This window comes from Streptomyces sp. NPDC048415 (genome assembly GCF_040651675.1).
Classification (GTDB): Bacteria; Actinomycetota; Actinomycetes; order Streptomycetales; family Streptomycetaceae; genus Streptomyces.
Map to the genome: position 1 here is coordinate 45,299 of NZ_JBEZKJ010000002.1, position 17,092 is coordinate 62,390.

11 protein-coding genes are annotated in these 17,092 nt (G+C 73.2%); 9 read left to right on the top strand and 2 right to left on the bottom strand.

Annotated elements, in window-relative coordinates; genetic code table 11:
- On the bottom strand, positions 1-969 hold the full coding sequence (locus AB0D27_RS01815; RefSeq protein WP_362500968.1) for a DUF4097 family beta strand repeat-containing protein: 969 nt from the start codon (positions 967-969) through the stop codon (positions 1-3).
- A 164-nt stretch (positions 970-1,133) separates the two neighbouring features.
- Between AB0D27_RS01815 and AB0D27_RS01820 the strand changes: the two genes are divergently transcribed.
- Positions 1,134-1,964: a hypothetical protein gene (locus AB0D27_RS01820; RefSeq protein ID WP_362500969.1), complete on the top strand. Its 831-nt coding sequence runs from the start codon at positions 1,134-1,136 to the stop codon at positions 1,962-1,964.
- Between the two features lie 246 nt (positions 1,965-2,210).
- Here AB0D27_RS01820 and AB0D27_RS01825 read toward each other — a convergent pair whose 3' ends face one another.
- Complete coding sequence (locus AB0D27_RS01825) at positions 2,211-2,393, bottom strand: DUF6104 family protein (protein WP_362500970.1); 183 nt, start codon at positions 2,391-2,393, stop codon at positions 2,211-2,213.
- A 152-nt stretch (positions 2,394-2,545) separates the two neighbouring features.
- Between AB0D27_RS01825 and AB0D27_RS01830 the strand changes: the two genes are divergently transcribed.
- From AB0D27_RS01830 to fxsT, 8 genes are all read left to right on the top strand, one after another.
- Positions 2,546-3,052, top strand: a complete 507-nt coding sequence (locus AB0D27_RS01830; RefSeq protein WP_362500971.1) for a CU044_2847 family protein — start codon at positions 2,546-2,548, stop codon at positions 3,050-3,052.
- Positions 3,049-5,346, top strand: coding sequence for a trypsin-like peptidase domain-containing protein (locus AB0D27_RS01835; RefSeq protein WP_362500972.1), 2,298 nt, complete (start codon positions 3,049-3,051; stop codon positions 5,344-5,346). Before AB0D27_RS01830 ends, AB0D27_RS01835 begins: the two co-directional genes overlap by 4 nt.
- 327 nt (positions 5,347-5,673) lie before the next feature.
- The gene (locus tag AB0D27_RS01840; protein WP_362500973.1) at positions 5,674-6,702 is read left to right on the top strand and encodes a MoxR family ATPase; all 1,029 of its coding nucleotides are present in this window, start codon (positions 5,674-5,676) and stop codon (positions 6,700-6,702) included.
- Between the two features lie 7 nt (positions 6,703-6,709).
- Complete coding sequence (locus tag AB0D27_RS01845; protein WP_362500974.1) at positions 6,710-10,078, top strand: SAV_2336 N-terminal domain-related protein; 3,369 nt, start codon at positions 6,710-6,712, stop codon at positions 10,076-10,078.
- Between the two features lie 51 nt (positions 10,079-10,129).
- Positions 10,130-10,315, top strand: a complete 186-nt coding sequence (fxsA, locus tag AB0D27_RS01850; protein WP_362500975.1) for an FxSxx-COOH cyclophane-containing RiPP peptide — start codon at positions 10,130-10,132, stop codon at positions 10,313-10,315.
- Positions 10,316-10,809: 494 nt separating this feature from the next.
- Positions 10,810-11,982, top strand: a complete 1,173-nt coding sequence (locus AB0D27_RS01855; RefSeq protein WP_362501399.1) for an FxsB family cyclophane-forming radical SAM/SPASM peptide maturase — start codon at positions 10,810-10,812, stop codon at positions 11,980-11,982.
- Positions 11,982-13,745 (top strand): HEXXH motif-containing putative peptide modification protein, encoded by a 1,764-nt coding sequence (locus AB0D27_RS01860; protein WP_362501401.1) that lies wholly within the window; start codon positions 11,982-11,984, stop codon positions 13,743-13,745. The genes AB0D27_RS01855 and AB0D27_RS01860 overlap by 1 nt, the downstream gene beginning before the upstream one ends.
- Before the next feature lie 247 nt (positions 13,746-13,992).
- Positions 13,993-17,004 carry an FxSxx-COOH system tetratricopeptide repeat protein gene (gene fxsT / locus AB0D27_RS01865; protein ID WP_362500976.1) on the top strand — a complete coding sequence of 1,004 codons (3,012 nt, stop codon included), beginning with the start codon at positions 13,993-13,995 and terminating at the stop codon, positions 17,002-17,004.
- Positions 17,005-17,092: the final 88 nt, after the last annotated feature.

Below are 17,092 nucleotides of genomic sequence, written 5' to 3' on the forward strand. Positions count from 1 at the left end.
TCAGAGCACCTTCTTGGCGGTCGGGCCGTTGGCGGTCGGGCCGTCGGCCGGGGCTCCGTCGGTCGGTCCGTCGGTCGGTCCGGCAGTCGGTTCGGTGGGCGGAGCCGCGTCGGTCGGGCCGGTCTTCTGGGGGCGCGATGCGTCGTCGTACGGCTCGTCCTCCGTCGGCGGCCTGCGCAGCAGGGCGATGGAGCCGGAGGCGGTCATCGCCTTCAGCTTGCCGTTGCCCGCGCCCAGTCGGCCGGTGATCTTCTTGGCGCCCCACTGGCCGCTGACCCGGAGGTCCTCGAAGGCGCTGGAGACGCTGCCGCTCGCGGTGTTCGCCTCGACCTCGGCGTCCGCCGGATGCGGGAGACGGATGGCGATCTCCCCCGATACGTTCGTCAGCTGGACGTCGGTGGGGATGCCCGTGGCGTCCAGGTCCACGATCATCGAGCCGCTCACCGAGTCGGCCCGCACGGAGGAGCCTGAGCCCTCCACCACGGTGAGGTCGCCGGAGACGGAGTGGAACCGGAGGTCGCCGGTGACGGCCTGGGCCTCCAGGTTCCCCGACACCGTGTCCACGCGGACGGGGCCCGCGACGCGCACGAGTGTCGTGTCGCCGGTGACACCCTTGACCTCCACCCGGCCGTCCACCCCGGAGACCACGGCGGCGGCGCCGACCACGCCCACCTCGACCCGCGTGCCGGTGGGGACGGCCAGCGACACCACCACGGCGCGGCGCCAGCCCTTGCGGTCGAGCCACTTGAGGAAGCCCTTCCAGGGAAGGTCCTCGTACGCCACCGTGAGCGTGCCGTCCTTCTGGGTCACCTGGATCGGCGGGCCCTCCAGCTCGGACACCTCCAGGCGGGCGGAACTCTCGTCGGTGCCCACGACGTTCACTGTTCCGTTGACGACGCGTACGTGCAGCGCCGTCACGGGGTCGTCGAAGGAGAGCTTCTTCGGCTCTGCGACGGACCACTCGGACATGGTGCAGACCTCCTCGACCGGAACGGACCCGCAGCCGAGCCCGCACTCGACGCGCCATATCGCGTCTTCCGTATTCACGATATATCGCGGATACGGAAAGTCAAGACACCCGTTCTGGGGACCATGTGCGGAGCAAATCGAGCAAATCGCCCTAAAGTGTGACCATGTCGACTGCGTCCGGCGAGCCCTCGGTCACGGCGCCCGGCGCCCTGCTCCTGTGCCGGGCGCATCCCGAGTCCGTCGGTCCCGCCGCCCAGCTGCTGCGCGAGCGGATGCTGCTCACCGCTGCCGGGCCCGAGTGGAGCGTGCTGGTTCCCGAGGGCAAGCCCTGGCAGCACGGCGCGGAGCCCGTCGACCGCGTGGTCGCCGGCTGGGCCACAGCCCTCGCGGTGAGCGCCCCCTGGTCCGTACTCGCCCTGTGGTGGGACGCCGATCGCAGTGGCTTCACCCTCGCCTCCGGTTTCCGCCGCACCGTTGGCTATGAATGGCTGGCGAACGGCACACCGGTCGGCGAGGACGAGGCGATGCGCACCTTCGCCGCCCGGCTCGGCCTCGACCCGGTGCACGACATGCAGTCCCTGGAGCGGCTGACGAGGCCCGACCCCGGAGCGGTGGACGCACGCGCGCGCGTGCGGGGGCTGCTCGCCGTCCTCACGCGCGCGGGAGTGATGGTTCCGGCCGGGCTCAGCCCGGGTGAACCCGCTGGGCGGCTTCGGGAGGTGGCCCGGGTCCAGCCCGGTGCCGAGCAGATCGAGTGGACCGGCTGGCGTGCCGCCGTGCGCGCCGAACTCGACGTCGTGGAGAGCGGCGGCCTGGGGTCCTGGCTGCGCGGTCCGAGGGCCCGTGTCCTGGCCGCGGCCGAGCTGGCCGCCGGCCTCCCGCTCACCGCCTGGGGCGTACGGCGCCGCAGCGGCGGCTGGATCGTCGCCGGCGCACTCCTGACGATCCACGGCGCCCTCGGCCTGGCCTACGAGCACCTGCGCGCCTTCGACTGAGGGCCGCCGCACGAAGACCCGAGGCGTGCCGCTTCTCCTCGAAGATTCGAAGGGTGCGGTACTCCTCCGAGATCCGAGGCGTGCGCTACTCCTCCGAGACCCGAGGCGTGCGCTACTCCCCGAGATCCGAAGGGTGCGGTACTCCTTCGAGAGCCCGGGACGTGCGCTACTCCTCCGAGACCCGAAGCGTGCGCCACTCCTCCGGGACCCGAAGCGTGCGCCACTCCGCCAAGACCCGAACCTGCGCTACTCCTCCTCGTCCTCGTCGTCCAGTCGTGCCAGCCACGTCGCCAGCCGCTCCACCGGCACCTCGAAGTCCGGGTTGAGGTCGACGAACGTACGCAGTTGCTCGGCGAGCCACTCGAAGGTGATCTCTTCCTCGCCGCGCCGTTTCTCAAGTTCCTCGATGCCACGGTCGGTGAAGTACATGGATGGTGCTCCGTCGGTGAAAGTGAAGTGGAACGCTGGGAAAAGGATAGGTGGGGCGCACGGCGCACGGAGGTCCTCTGTCGTGGGCGTCCCCCTGCGGCTAGCCTGCGAGGTCGGCGGTACCACGGGGGCGTGGGGGAACGGGGGATGCCATGGGTGACGCAGTGACCCGGATCGCACGAATCGAGATGCCGGACGGGACACCGGTGTGGGCCAGGATCTCGGGGGCCGAGGAGCTGGAGGAGCCGTCCGGCGAGCTGTCGTTCACCGACACCCGGTTCGGCGACCGGGTCGAGGCGCAGGTGGAGAGCCTGCAGTCGGTGATCACCAGCGTCGCGCGCTCGCTGGCCGCCCCCCTGCGCGCCGTACGGCCCGACGAGGTCAGCGTCGAGTTCGGGATCGAACTGACCGCGAAGGCCGGCAAGGTGGTCGGCCTCCTCGCGGACGGCGAGGCCAAGGCCGGCATCACGGTAACGCTCACCTGGAACGGGGGCCCGCCGGACCTCGACCACCCCGAGGGGAACAGCGGTTCACCGAGCGGTCGCCCAGCCCAGGGAAACGCGCAGCCGGACCCGGCGGCCGGCCCGCACGCGGGCGCGTCCCCCGGCGCTCCGGCGCACGGCGGGTCCGATGACGCCTCCGTCGGGGGCGGAACATGACGGACGGGCACGCCCCGGGCGCACCGGGCGGTCCCGGGAACACTCACCGTGCGCTGCGTGATCTCGTCATGGCCGCCACCGTGCGCATCCATCGCGCGCGCTCCGGGTATGCCCTGGACGGGCCCGGCACGTTCCTCGGGAGTGGCTTCTTCATCGCTCCGAACTGGGTTCTGACCTGCGCGCACGTGGCACGGAGCGGGGAGGGGGGCGAGGTGACCGTGGTCTATGAGACGGGGCCGGGCCGCGGTACGTCCGCTGTCGCGGCCGAGGTGGAGACGGCTCTTCCGGAGCGGACCGAATTCCCCGTACGGGGCAACTGGCCGGCTCCCGACCTCGCGCTCGTGCGGCTGCGCGAGCCCGTGGACCACGACTGCGCCTATGTCACCGAGCGCCCGGCGGCGTACTACGAAGAGGCGGTCGTCGTCTATTCCGGCTGGTCCGTGGTCGGCGGCGAGCTGCGCCGGCTGATCGGGACGTGCAAGGTTCAGGGCACCCTCGGCGGCTGGTCCGCGGACGAGCAGATCCGGCTCGGCGGTGACGTGCTGCCGCCCGGCGTCTCGGGCGGCCCGGTCGTGGACCCCGTACGCGGAGAGGTCGTCGGCGTCCTGAAGTCGCAGGCGGACCGGGGCCTCGGCGGGACCTGCACGGGGGTGGAACAGCTACGGTCCCTGCCGGTGCCGGCGGGTGGGATGCGGGCCGAGCACGACGACGGTTACCAGGCCGTCTTCCATGCCCACGACCGCTACCACCGGGACCGGCAGCGCCACCCCGACACGGACCGCAGCACCTGGGCCGACGTGCAGAACCAGCTCGGCGCGCGGCCGGGCCGCGCCCTCAGCGCCGAGGGGCGGACTGAGTTGCTCGGCAGGCTCGCGGACCTGCCGCCTCCGGTGAGCACGCGCGCCCTGCTCGGCATCCTGGAGCCCCTGCTGGGCAGCCAGGCCGCGATTCCGCACCCCGCGCCGCGCGGCTGGCGCGATGGTCTTGGGGCGCTGTACGAGAGTTCACGTCAGGGCGGCGCGCTGGAACTCGTCCTCGACTACCTGATGTGCGTCCTGTCCGCCGAGCGCCCCTTCGGCACGCCCGGCACGCGGGAGGCGGAGCAGGCCCTGTGGGAGTGGGTGTGGAAGGCGGCACGGGGCCTCAACTTCCCGGACCGGGGCAGCCTCGCGCAGCGGTGGACCGATCTGCTCCGGCGACGGCAGGAGCCTGGTGTACCACCGCCGGACGACGACCGACGCGATGGCGGCCCCGGCCCCACACCGGCCGCGTCCCCGGGTGCGCGGGGAGTACCCGCCGCCCCGTCGACCGCACCGGCCACGTCGTCCGGAACCGGACAATTCGCGGCACAGCTCCCGGACTTGGCGGCGAACACGGCGAACCCGGCGAACACAGTGAACACAGCGACGCCGGTGCGGCCGAAGGCGCCCACCGGCGGCCCCGTACGCGGCCCGTCCGCGTTGATCGAACTCGTGCAGCGGGGCTGGGAGCCGGACCGCTGTGATTGGCGGATCTGTGTGGTGCGACCCGATGGCGAGGTCGAACGCCTTCACGAGGCCGAGCGCACACCCCTGGCCGAGCTGCCAGGACCCCTCGCCGCTCCCCTCACGGAGGCCTTCCGCCGCTGCGACGAACCGGGACGGCCCGCCGCACTCCAGGTGGCGCTCCTCCACCCGCTGCTCGGACTGCCCGTGGACGCCTGGCAGTTGGCCGCGGACGAGCCCCCGCTCGGCGTGCAGCGCCCCGTCTTCGTACGCTGCGCGGATCGCGAACAGCTGTCCTACGGCGATGAGTTCCAGCCGTTCGAGACGGAGCAGCTCTCGGCCGAGGAGGAGTATCTGGAACGCGTGGCCCGCTGGCAGTGGATCCACGACCACGCACCCGAGGCCGAAGTCCTGGATTGTGACGAAGGGTTGCGGATACCCGTGCCGCCCATGGAGTCGCTGCGCGGGCTGCCGCACAGGACGGTCCCGGTGCTCTGCCGCTACGGCGACCGCCGCTTCGAGGACGACCCGGTGGCGCTGGCGCGGATCGTGCACGGCGGCTACGGCGTAGCGCTGTGGCGGCGCTGGCGGGGTCAAGCCGACGCGGTGTGCGGCGAGTTCCACCGGCGGGCGGGCGACACCGTGGCGAGCGCGGGCAGCGCGGACCGGCTTCCCGAGCTGGTGCACGCCCTGCGGGCCGGGCTGCGCGCGGGCCAACTGGAGACCTACTGGGCCGATGGAATTGCCCTCTTTTATGACGATCCGCGTCGGCCCCTGCCGGGGACCGGGGACCTGTTGGAGGCGCCATGACCGCGATGACCGCCGCGAGGGCCATGACCGCCGTGACCGCCGTGACCGCCGCGAGGGCCGTGACCGCCGTGACCGCCGTGACCGCCGCGAGGGCCATGACCGCCGTGAGAGCCATGACCGGACAACCCCGCGCGAGGCCGCACCGGGGCCCCGCCGGGAGCGCGCGCCAGGCCCTCATCAGGAGCCCTTACGGGGTCCCCGCCCGGGCCCCGTGCCAGGTCCCCGTCGACAGCCCGAACCGGGCCCTTACGAGGCCCCCCGCGGGTCGATACGGTGAAGCACGTCCGACGGCCTGCGTGGTGGACGAGTGACGACGAGGACTGGGCAATGACCGAATCCAGCGAGTGGCTCATCTACCGAGGCGCCGGAGAACCCCACGACGGCATAGACCGCCTTCCGGCCCCGCCCCCCTGGCGTGACTTCGCGAGCCGGGACGCGGCCGGGAGCAACGGCGACGGCTCCGAGGACCGCAGGCTGGGCGCGCACCGGCATCTGGCCGAACTGCACCGGCCGGGCGCCGAGGAACTCGAGATGATCAACGCGGCCCTCTATCTGCGCCGCCCCCTGCTGGTCACCGGCAGCCCGGGCGCGGGCAAGAGCACGCTCGCGCACTCGGTGGCGTACGAACTGGGCCTCGGCAATGTGCTGCGCTGGCCGATCGTCAGCCGCTCCACCCTGCAGGACGGGCTCTACCACTACGACGCGATCGCCCGGCTCCAGGATGTGCAGATCGCCGCTCCCCAGGGCGCCGATCCCGCGACTCCGGGGTCTCCCGGCTCCGTCGAGGGCATCGGCAGCTACATCCGGCTCGGACCCCTCGGCACCGCGCTGCTGCCGTCCGATACCCCGCGCGTGCTGCTCATCGACGAACTGGACAAGAGCGATATCGACCTGCCCAACGATCTTCTGAACGTGCTGGAGGAGGGCGAGTTCGCCATCCCGGAGCTGGAGCGCGTCGCCGACCGGCTGCCCGGCGGCGAGGCCGAGGTGCTCACCGCCGACGGCACCAAGGCGCGGGTGCGCGACGGCCGGGTGCGCTGCCGGTCCTTCCCCTTCGTGGTGCTCACCAGCAATGGCGAGCGTGACTTTCCCGCTCCGCTGATGCGCCGATGCATCCACCTCGAACTGGGCCGCCCGGATCACAAGCGGCTCGCCACCTTCGTACGCGCCCACCTCGGCGACGAGGCCGCGCGGGCCGGGGACGATCTGATCACTCACTTCCTGGAGCGCTCGCGAAGCGAACTCGTCGCCGCCGACCAGCTGTTGAACGCCATCTACCTCACCGACGCCGCCGCCCCGCCCAGTCGCGACCGACTCGCGGACCTGCTCATCCAGCGACTCGACCGCCCGAGGTGACGCGCTGATGCCTGACGCAGCGGCGCGCCATGGGCCCGATCCGGCCGAAGGCACTGGACCTCCGGGGTCCGTGGGACCTTCCGGCGGTGACCCGATCGCCGAACTCATCGCCCGGATGCGGCAGGGCGGGCTCGACCCCGACGCCGGACAGCTGTGCGACACGCTGTGGCTGGCTCGCTGGGCACGCCCCGCGGACGCTGACGAGCCGAGTGTTCCGGTGTCCGGCGCCCTGCCGGGCCCCGGGCGCGACCCGGTCCCGGAGCGCCCGGACCCGCCCGGCAGCGCCCCGGTCCCGCCCGCTGAGCGGCCCGAGGTGCCGCCGGGGGGCGGGGGAGGGGAGCGGCGCGTCGCGCTGTACCCCGTGCCCCGGGACGGCGCTCCGCTGGGGCACGGGCAGGGGCGGGCGACGGTGCTGCCGCTCGGGGTGCCCGCCGCGCCGGCGTTCCCCGCGCCGCTCGAACTCCAGCGCGCCTTACGACCGTTGCAGGGCTACCGCACCGCCGCGCCGCCCCTGCGCACGGTCCTCGACGAGACGGCGACCGCGGAGCTGAGCGCGCGGGCCGGCGGACTGGTACTGCCGGTGTTCCGCGGGGTGACGCGGGCCGACGCGGCGCTCCAGCTGGTGATGGACGCCTCCTCGTCGATGCGGGTGTGGGACCGGATGTTCACCGAACTGGAGCAGGTCTTCGGCCAGTTGGGCGCCTTCTGGGACATCGAGGTCAGCCATCTGCACCAGGGCCCGGACGGCGAACCCGCCGTCAGCCGCAGTCCCCAGCCCGGCGCGGCCCCGCTGCACTCCGCCGACCGGCTGAGCGACCCCACGGGCCGCCGGATCACCCTCCTGGTCAGCGACTGCGCGGGTCCCCTGTGGCACAGCGGCCACGCCCACCGGCTGCTGCACCACCTGTCCCGGCAGGGGCCCGCCGCCGTACTCCAGCCGCTGCCGCAGCGCATGTGGAACCGCACCCGACTGCCCGTCTGCTATGGGGAGTTGACGCGCGGCGAAGCACTCGCGGGCGCGGCCACGCTCAAGGTCCGGCTGCCGGCGGGCAGTTCTCCGGAAGCCCGCGCCGGCGCGCTTGCCGTTCCCGTACTGCCCCCCGAGCCCACCGCGCTCGGCGCCTGGGCGCGGCTGCTGTCCGGGGCCGGCGCGGGACCGGTGGCCGGTGCGGTCGGCTGGGTGCGCCACGACCATCGGCCCGCCCAGGCCGCCCGCCCCACGCGCCGGCCGTCCGCGCTCGAACTGGTCAGCCGCTTCCGCTCCAACGCCTCCAAGGCCGCCGGGCGCCTGGCCGGCTATCTCGCGGCCGCACCCCTCAGCCTCCCGGTGATGCAACTCGTGCAGCGCACCATGCTGCCCGACTCCGGCCCATCCGAACTCGCCGAGGTCCTGCTCAGCGGCCTGGTGTCGCGCGCCAAGGCGGAGGACTACGGGGCTGACGGCGGCCAGTGGTACGAGTTCGCGCCCGGCGTGCAGGAGGCTCTCCTGTCGCCGCTGGGCCGCGACGAGGCCATGCTGGTGCTCAAGCACTGCTCCGAGTACATCGAGTACCGCTTCGGCAAGGGCGGCCCCAACTTCCCGGCTCTGGCGCTCGCGCAGCTCGGCGAGGGCGGCTCCGGACGGCCGTACGCGCCGGGCACCGGATACCCGGGGGAGAACGGCGACAACGGCGGCGCCACGCTGGTCCCGCAGCCCTTCGCCGAGGTCGCCGCGCGCGTCCTGGAGCGGTTCATGCCGCTGCCGGAGCAGTTCGCGCTCTACGGCGGCCGGGGCCGCGACGAGCTGCCCGACGAGCGGCCCACCCACGCGGCGGTGATCCGGGCCCGCTCCCTGGCCGGACGGTTCGACACGGACGGCATGGTGCAGGACCTCATCGACGCCGTACAGCTGCTGCGCGGCGCCACCGAACACGAACCGCCCACCGCCGCCGACCCGGAGCTGTGGGCCGAGTACGCCAACTGTGTGCTGCGGCTGTGGGAGGTGCAGGGCGGCGCGGAGCTGCTGCGCGAGGCGGAGGCGGCGGCCGAACGGGCCGTCGCGCACCCCCGCGCCCTGCGCGAACGGGCCGTCCTCGCACGCGTGTTGTACGCCGCCGCCACCGACCGCAGGCGCCGCGGCGACCGGCGCGGCGCCCTCGACCTGCTGCGCCGCGCCGACCGGGAGTACGCGGTGGCGTGCGCCGCGCCCTGCCTGGACGCCGCAGAAGCCCTGCGGCTCACCCTCGAGCGGGTGCGGGCGTTGGAGGCCCAGTGGCGTCTGGGCGGTGACAGCGCGCTGCTCCAGGCCGCGGTCGGCATGCTGGAGGCGTTCGCCGACGCCTGGCCCGACCGGAGCCGGCGGCCGCCCGAACTCCCGCTGGCGCACGGCCGCGTGCTGCTGCGCCTGTCCGGCGCCACGGCCGACCAGGAACAGGCCCGGCTGTACGCGGAACAGGGCGCGCACTCCCTGCGCGCCGCCCTGGACCTCGGGCCCGAGGCCCCGCTTCCGGGGGAGCCGTCGCGTGTCCGTATCCTCCTCGACCTCATCGACGCCCTCCTGAAGTCCGGCAGCGCGCTGGACGACGCCCAGGCACACGTCGACGAGGCGCTGGGCCAGACCCGTGAACAGGGACTGCGCTCCGCCCTGCTGGTGCGCGCCGGGCGCGTCAAGGCGGCGCGGTACGCCGAGTCGGGCGACCCGCGTGAACTCCAGGACGCCGCCGACCGGTTCGAGCAGGCCTCACGGGGAGTCCCTCGGGACGCGCCCGCGCACGCGGACGTCCTCGCCGAATGGGGCGAAGTGCTGCTGCGCCGGGCGGTGCTGGACAACGGCCCCGGCACCCGCGAGTCGCTGTCCCGGGCCATCCGGGTGCTGCGGGACTGCCGTACCGAGACCCCGGCGGGCAGCGGGGAGCTGGCGTACCGCCTGCTGCTGCTCGGCCGCGCCCTGATGCTGCGCTACCGCGCCCGCGGCGACCGGGTGGACCTGCGGGAGGCCGAGCACCTCTTCGGGCTCGCGGCGCTGGAGGCCGGTGCGCCTCTGACGGCGGCGCGCTGCTGGCTGGAGCTTGGGCAAGCCCAGTTCGAGGCCTACCAGAGCCTCGGCCGGCCGGCGCGGCTGGACGAGGCGATCGACGCCTTCCGGGCCGCGGCGGAGTCGGCGCGCGAGGCCGAGGAGGCGGCGGAGACGGACCGACGGCGCCAGGAGGCCGTGGAGCTGGGTGCGCGGGCGCATCACTGGCGGGGTATGTCCTACGAGGCGGCGGCGCGCCCGCGTGCCGCACGCGAGGCCTATCGGGCCGCCCGGGCCGAGTGGTCCAGGCTGCCGGACGGCGCCGTGAGCACGGGCGAGCCGACGGCCCGGCAGACGGCGCAGCGGCTGGCCGAGCTGGAGTGAGGAACGCCCGCCGGCGGCCGCCGGGGCGGAGTGAGGGTAGAGGGGGACGACATGGGTGTACGCGACGACGCACTGGGCGGCGATGCCGCCGAGGAGCGGCTGCCGGATCTGCTGGAGCTGGATCTCGCGGACCTCAGGACGATTCAACACCCCGTGCTCGCCGAGGTGTTGGCGGAGCTGAGGGAGCGGGCCGAGCAGCCGACGGAGATGCTCTGGGGGTTCAACAACGCCTTCTGAGTCATGGGATTGAGGGAGAAGTGGTCAATCTCCGCCGGAAGCGCGTCGATTTCGGTCTGCTCTGCGGCTGAACCGGACAAGTTCGATCGTGAAGCGTTTGCGTCAGACCCCCGCCAGGGAATGCCGCCCCGTACGGGCAGGGGTCGTGGCGCGGACCGTACCGTGGATCGCGGGCCGTACAGCATGGGGGTGCCGGAGTGTCTGAAGAGGTGACCTCCGGGACTTCCGGGACTTCCGGGACTTCCGCCGTTCCCGCCTCGGCGGTCCTCGGGACTTCCGTCGTTCCTGCTTCGGCGGTCCTCGGGACTTCCGTCGTTCCTGCTTCGGCGGTCCTCGGGACTTCCGTCGTTCCTGCCTTGGCGGTCCCCGGGGCTTCCGTCGTTCCCGCCTCGGCGGTCCTCGGGGCTGACGCCGGTCCTGCCTCGGCTGCCCTCGGGGCTTCCGCCGTTCCCGCCCTGGCGACCCCCGGGACATCCACCCTCCCCGCCTCCGCGATCGCCGTCCGGGCTTCCGAACCGCCTTACCCCTTCCGGCAGTTCATCGTCAAGGTGCACGGCCGCTGTAACCTCGCCTGCCGCTACTGCTACCTCTACGAGGGCCCCGACGCCGGCTGGCGCACCCGCCCCGCTGCCGCCGCGCCCGACGTGCTGGCCCGGACCGCGCTGCGAATCGGCGAACACGCGCGCGCCCACGGCATGGCCGCGCTCTCCCTCGTCCTGCACGGCGGCGAGCCCCTGCTCGCGGGCGCGGACACCCTCGCGCGCTTCACCGATCTCGTACGCGACCGGGTCCCGGCCGGCTGCACGGTCCACGCCACCGTCCAGACCAACGCCACCCTGCTCACCGAGCGGCGGCTCGCCGTGCTGGCCCGGCACGGCATCCGCGTCGGCATCAGCATGGACGGCGGCCTGCCCGTGCACAACGCGCTGCGCACCGACCGCGCCGGACGCCCGTCCTGGCCGGCCGCCTCCCGGGGCGCCCGTCTGATCGCCGACCGCTTCCCCGAGGCGTACGCCGGCATCCTCACGGTCGTGGACCCGACCACCGGCCCGGTCGAGCTGTACGAGTCCCTGCTCGCGCTGCGGCCACCGGCCCTCGACCTGCTGCTGCCGCACGGCAACTGGTCGGCGCCGCCGCCGCACTGGGACGACACCGGTGCCCGGTACGGAAAATGGCTGTGTGCCGTCTTCGACCGCTGGTGGGAGGCCGGGCGGCGGGAGACACGGGTGCGCCTGTTCGAGGAGTGCATCGCGTTGCTGTTCGGGCTGCCTGCCGCCACCGAGTCGCTGGGTCTCGCGCCCTTCGACGCCGTGGTCGTGGAGACCGACGGGTCGATCGAGCAGGTCGACTCCCTGAAGTCCTGTTACGAGGGGGCGGCGGCGACCGGCCTCGACGTCTTCCGGAACACCTTCGACGAGGCCCTGCGCCATCCCGGTGTCGCGGCCCGGCAGGCGGGCGCCGCCTCGCTGGCCGCGCGCTGCCGGACCTGCCCGCTGCTCACCGTCTGCGGAGGCGGTCACTACGCCCACCGCTACCGCGCCGGAAACGGTTTCGCCAACCCCTCCGTCTACTGCGCCGACCTTCAGCTCCTCATCCGTCATGTGGCGGACAGGCTCGCCGAGGCAGCCGCTCCCGTCCCCGCCTCGCTCGAAGGAGGCACCCCGTGATGCTGCCGGTGGTCCCGGAGCGGGTCCTGACCGAACTCGGCCGCACCGAAGGCGGCCCAGGGACCCTGGGGCTCCTCGTACGCGACCAGCACACGCGGCGCCTGCTGCTGCTGCGCGCGGTGCTCGATGCCACGGAGGCAGCCGACGCCGGCGTCTGCCCACCCGCTGCCCGGGCACGGCTGCGGGAGGACTGGGCGCTGCTGGAGGAGGCGGACCGGGTGACACCGCGAGCCGCGCCCAAGACGTGGGGGTACGCGGAAGCCGGGGCGGCCTCGCCCGCGGGCGAGGCCGGGTCGATGGCCTTCCGGAGTGACGGCATCCCGATGGCCTCCCGGAGTGACGGCATCCCGATGGCCTCGCGCAGCGACGGCGGCCCGATGGCCTTCCGGCGTGACGACACCCCGCCGACCTCGCCGGGGGGCGCCGCTTCGATGGCCTTCCCGAGGGGCGGCGCTCCCACCGGGTTCTTGGCCGACGGCGCCTGGCCGGCATCCTGGGATGGCGGCTCGCTTCCCGCGTCCCTGGGCGGCGCCTCAGCGGCCTCCCCGGATGACGCCGACCCCGCAGGCGCCCCGCTCTCTCCCGTACGAGCACGCCTCCTGCACCCCTTCGTCGGCCCCTGGGCCCGCAACTGTCTGCGCGGACTCCGCGCGGGAGGCGGGTCCCCCACCGAGCGGGACGCACACGAACTGGGCCGTGACCTCGCTTACTTCGGGGCGCTCGCCGCCGCGGCCGCCGTGCGGGCCGGGGTGTCCTTCGCGGTCCGGCTGACCGCGCGCGACGGAGTGCTGACGCTGCCCTCGCTCGGGGCGCTGCGGACGGCCGTTCCTGGGGACACGCCGGTGGACGTCGTGCACCGCCGCAACCGGCTGACCCTGCGCCGGCCGGGCGAGGCGGACATCGTCGTACACCCGCAGACCGGCATCGGGGCGTGGTCCGGCTCCCCCGCCTGGACGCCCGCGCACGCGCTGCCCGGTCTGTTGCCCGGCTCCGCACCCCTGCCGCTGGACGACCTCGACCCGTACCGCACCGTGCGCGGCGAGCCCCGCCACCACGCGCTGAGCGGCCCGGTCGCCCTCGACGACGCCGAACGCAAACACTGGCTGCACGCCTGGTCGGGCACCGCGACCGTGCTCGAAGTCGGCGGTGCGCAGCGGCTCGCGGAGGCCGTGGCCCTGCTGCGCTGCCTGGTTCCGCTGTCCGCGCCGCCCGGCACGACGCACGGCGGCCGGCCGGGCGGCAGTTGCAGCGGCACCCGGCGCGAGGCCTTCGGCGCCGTGCTCAGCAGCGCACCCGCGACCGCCACCGCATTCGCGGCCACCCTCGTGCACGAACTCCAGCACGCGAAACTCGCCGCCCTCAGCGACGTATTGACGCTTCATCACGGCGGCCCGGAGGCCCGCTACTTCGCGCCCTGGCGCCCAGACCCCCGTCCCTACGACGGTCTGTTGCAGGGCGCCTACTCCCACCTCGCGCTGGCCGACTTCTTCCAGCGCAGCGCGCTCGCCACCACCAGCCCGGCCCGGCGGGACGCCGCCTGGTCCCAGCACGCGCGTTACCGGCAGCAGGTCGGGGCCGTCCTGCCGGCGCTCGTGGGCTCCGGCGATCTCACCTCCCAGGGACGCCGGTTCGTCGACCAGATGGTCGGGGTGTACGAACGGCTGGCCGACCATCCCGCGCCGCGCGGGCAGACGGCGCGCGCGCAGGCGTACGTACGGGCGGCGCGCGCCCTGTGGACGCAGCGCCACGCGCCGCGCGAATGAGCCGTGCGCGGCGCCCGCACCACGCACCACGCGGCGCGCGGGGCCCGTCGCGCGCTCGCCGAACATGCCGCGCCCCCCTACTCGATTGAGCCATCCTCGCCGAAAGCCGCGGGTTCCGAGACGTGGGCCGGTCAGTGCGCCAAGATCGTCGCTTGAGAAGGAAGTGTGGAGCAAGCGACTGGTATCCGTCAGTGCCTATCGCCGGACCTCGCACCGGTTCTAAAATCACGCGCGGGGAGGCCGCTGCATGTCTGGAGCTCGTACGCCGGTCGGGCCAGCCGAGAGGGGGGCCGCGAAGCAGACCGTCACGATCAGCTTCGCCGGTTTCAACCGGGCCTGGGCAGCCTGGATCGGGGACCGTCTGGAGCGCCGTGGCCATCGCGTCGTGTACCAGCGCTGGGATTCCCCGGCCGAAGTGCCGCTCGTGGACCTGCTGCGCGACCTGAAGCTCGCCCAGGGCCGGATCCTGATCATCGTCAGTGAGTGGTATTTCCAGCTGGGCCCGCGCACCCACGACGAGTGGAACACCGCGCTGCGCGAGGTCGTCGCCCCGGACCCGACCCGCTTCGCGGCCGTCTCCGTCACCACCAGTCCGCTGCCGGCCGCCACCGTCGCACTCGCCGCGGTCGAGCTGAACAACATGGGCGCCGACGAGGCCGAGCGCCGCGTCCTTGACCGCCTCGACCTGCCCGCCGAACCCCTCCCGGACTCCGCCGAAGGCGCCCGCCAGGGCCCTCGCTTCCCGGCGGCCATGCCCGAGGTGTGGGGCGGTGTACCGCGCCGCAACACCCGCTTCACCGGCCGCGAGCCGCTCCTGAACGACGCCTACCACCTCCTCCAGGGCGCCGAACCCGGCGCGGGCGTGGTCACCCTGCACGGCATGTCGGGCGTGGGCAAGACCCAGCTCGCCGCCGAGTACGTGTACCGCTTCGGTTCCGAGTACGACGTGGTGTGGTGGGTCAACGCCGAGAAACGCGTCACCTATCGGCGCCGACTGGCCGAACTGGCACCGCAGTTGGGCCTGTCCACCGGCGCCGAGTACGGCGAGCGGCTGCGCGCCGTACGGGACTCGCTGCGCCGCGGCGACCCGTACTCGCGCTGGCTGCTGATCCTGGACGGCGCGGACGAGCCCGACCAGATCTGGGACCTCGTACCGACAGGGGCCGGCCACGTCCTGATCACCTCGCGCAATCCCGAGTGGACCGAGCACAACAGCAAGCTGCTGGAAGTGCCGGTCTACCAGCGCGACGAGTCGGTGGCCTTCATCCGCCGCCGGGCGCCCCGCCTGTCCGAGCCCGAGGCCGACCAACTCGCGGACGTGCTGGAGGACCTGCCCCTCCTGCTCGACCAGACGGCCGGCTGGCTCAACGACTCCGACCTCTCGGTGCGGGAGTACATCGCCCTGCTGGACGGCGGCATCGACCAGGACGTCGTCAAGATTTCCGCGGACTTCCCGGTCGCCTTCCAGACCGCCTGGTCGATACTCCTGAACAAGCTCCGCGACACCGTCCCGGAGTCCGTCGACCTGCTCCGCCTGTGCACCTTCTTCGCACCGGGCTTCATCCCCGTACGCCTCCTGAAGGAGATGCCGCACGACGAACTGCCCGAGCAGATCGCCGGCCTCCTCAACGACCCGCTGCTGTGGAACAAGGCGATCAACCAGCTCCGCCAGTACTCCGTCGTCCGTCTGGAGTCCCACGAGACGGCCACCGACGAGACCGCGTCCTCCGGTGAGTCCCTCTACCTCCACCGCATGGTCCACCAGATCGTCCACAAGGACATGCCGGACGAGGACCGCCGCGAGTTCATCGACGTGGTGCGGCGAGCGCTGGCCGCGGCGGATCCTCGGCGGCCCACGGACACCCGCCTGTGGCCCGGATACGCGGAAATCGTCCCGCACCTGAAGTTCGCCGACGTGCTGAAGAGCAAGGACCCGGCGGTGCAGACGCTGGTCTTCAACTGCCTTCGGTACATGTACCTCTCGGGCGAGTACCGCGCCGGCATCAAGCTCGGCGCACGCGCCCTGAAGGCCTGGCGCTCGCTGCTCGGCGAGAACCATCCCAGGATCTGGGAGCTGACCCACCACTACGCCAACCTGCTCCGCGCGGTCGGCGACTACGAGCGCACGGAGGCCATCGAGCGCGCCGCCGTCGACCATCTGCGCGAACAGCGCGGCGAGCAGGACCTGGACCATCTGCGCGCGGTCGGCGGCCTCGCCGCGGACCTGCGCGGGCTCGCGCGCTACGACGAGGCGCTGGAGCTGTCCCAGCGGCTCCTCGTGACGTACCGCGACCTCCTGGGCGAACAGGACTCCCGCACCCTCAGCGCGCAGAACAACCTGGGGGTGTCGCTGCGGCTGCTGGGGCGGTACGAGGAGGCACTGGACATCGACCGGCGGACGATGGAGGCACGCCGGCTGCTGCTGCGGGCACGGCACCCATGGGCGCTTTCCTCCGAACTCCACTACGCCGTCAATCTGCGCCTGCTGGGCCGCTACACCGAGGCCGAGTCGATCCAGACGAAGAATGTGCGCGAGTACCGCCTCGTCATGGGGACCGACGCGCCGCAGACCCTGGAGGCCGAACAGAATCTCGCCCTGTGCCACTACCGCAGCGGCGACCGCGGCGCGGCCGGCACACTGCTCAGCCGTGTGCTGGAACGCTGTGAGCGTGTGCTGGGTGAGACGGACCCGCAGACGCTGAGGTTCGCGGCCACCATGAGCTGCTTCGCGCGGGAGCACGGTGACATCGACCAGGCCCGGGAACTCGGCGAGTCCGTCGTCGCCCGCTATGAGGTGATGCTCGCCGAGGGACACCCCTATATCGCCGGGGTCCGCGGCAACCACGCCCTGGTGCTGCGCAGCGTCGGTGAGCGAGACCACGCCCATGTCCTCATCGAACAGTCGCTGGCCGACATGACCGCGGCGGTGGGCGAGAACCACCCCTGGACGCTGGGCTGCGCCCTCAACGCCGCCGCCCTGCGCAACCTCGTCGGCGACCCCGAGGGCGCCACCGCGCTCAGCCAGGAAGCGGTCACCCGGGCGGCCGAGGCACTTGGCCGCACCCACCCGCTGACACTGTCCGCCCGTATCGCCCTCGCCGCCGACCTGCGCGCGCTGAGGGACCGTCAACAGGCCGAGAAGACCGAGCAGGAGGCCCTCGCCGACCTGGACGCCACGCTCGGCCCCCGGCACGTCCACACCATCTCGGCGCGCTCCCGCAACCGGCCCTACTGGGACTTCGAGCCGCAGGAGACGTAGAGGGCGCTGCCGGTCCTCGGTGCCGCAAGCCGGAGGCCCGGTTCCCCCGCAGGGGAACCGGGCCTCCGCCGTCGTAGGCGACCGTGTG

Bases quoted from the DNA above. Each gene is read 5' to 3' on its own strand.
- AB0D27_RS01835 (WP_362500972.1), top strand. From the start codon at position 3,049: ATGACGGACGGGCACGCCCCGGGCGCACCGGGCGGTCCCGGGAACACT.
- AB0D27_RS01840 (WP_362500973.1), top strand. From the start codon at position 5,674: ATGACCGAATCCAGCGAGTGGCTCATCTACCGAGGCGCCGGAGAACCC.
- AB0D27_RS01845 (WP_362500974.1), top strand. From the start codon at position 6,710: ATGCCTGACGCAGCGGCGCGCCATGGGCCCGATCCGGCCGAAGGCACT.
- AB0D27_RS01830 (WP_362500971.1), top strand. From the start codon at position 2,546: ATGGGTGACGCAGTGACCCGGATCGCACGAATCGAGATGCCGGACGGG.
- AB0D27_RS01820 (WP_362500969.1), top strand. From the start codon at position 1,134: ATGTCGACTGCGTCCGGCGAGCCCTCGGTCACGGCGCCCGGCGCCCTG.
- AB0D27_RS01825 (WP_362500970.1), bottom strand. From the start codon at position 2,393: ATGTACTTCACCGACCGTGGCATCGAGGAACTTGAGAAACGGCGCGGC.
- AB0D27_RS01815 (WP_362500968.1), bottom strand. From the start codon at position 969: ATGTCCGAGTGGTCCGTCGCAGAGCCGAAGAAGCTCTCCTTCGACGAC.
- AB0D27_RS01860 (WP_362501401.1), top strand. From the start codon at position 11,982: ATGCTGCCGGTGGTCCCGGAGCGGGTCCTGACCGAACTCGGCCGCACC.
- fxsA (WP_362500975.1), top strand. From the start codon at position 10,130: ATGGGTGTACGCGACGACGCACTGGGCGGCGATGCCGCCGAGGAGCGG.
- fxsT (WP_362500976.1), top strand. From the start codon at position 13,993: ATGTCTGGAGCTCGTACGCCGGTCGGGCCAGCCGAGAGGGGGGCCGCG.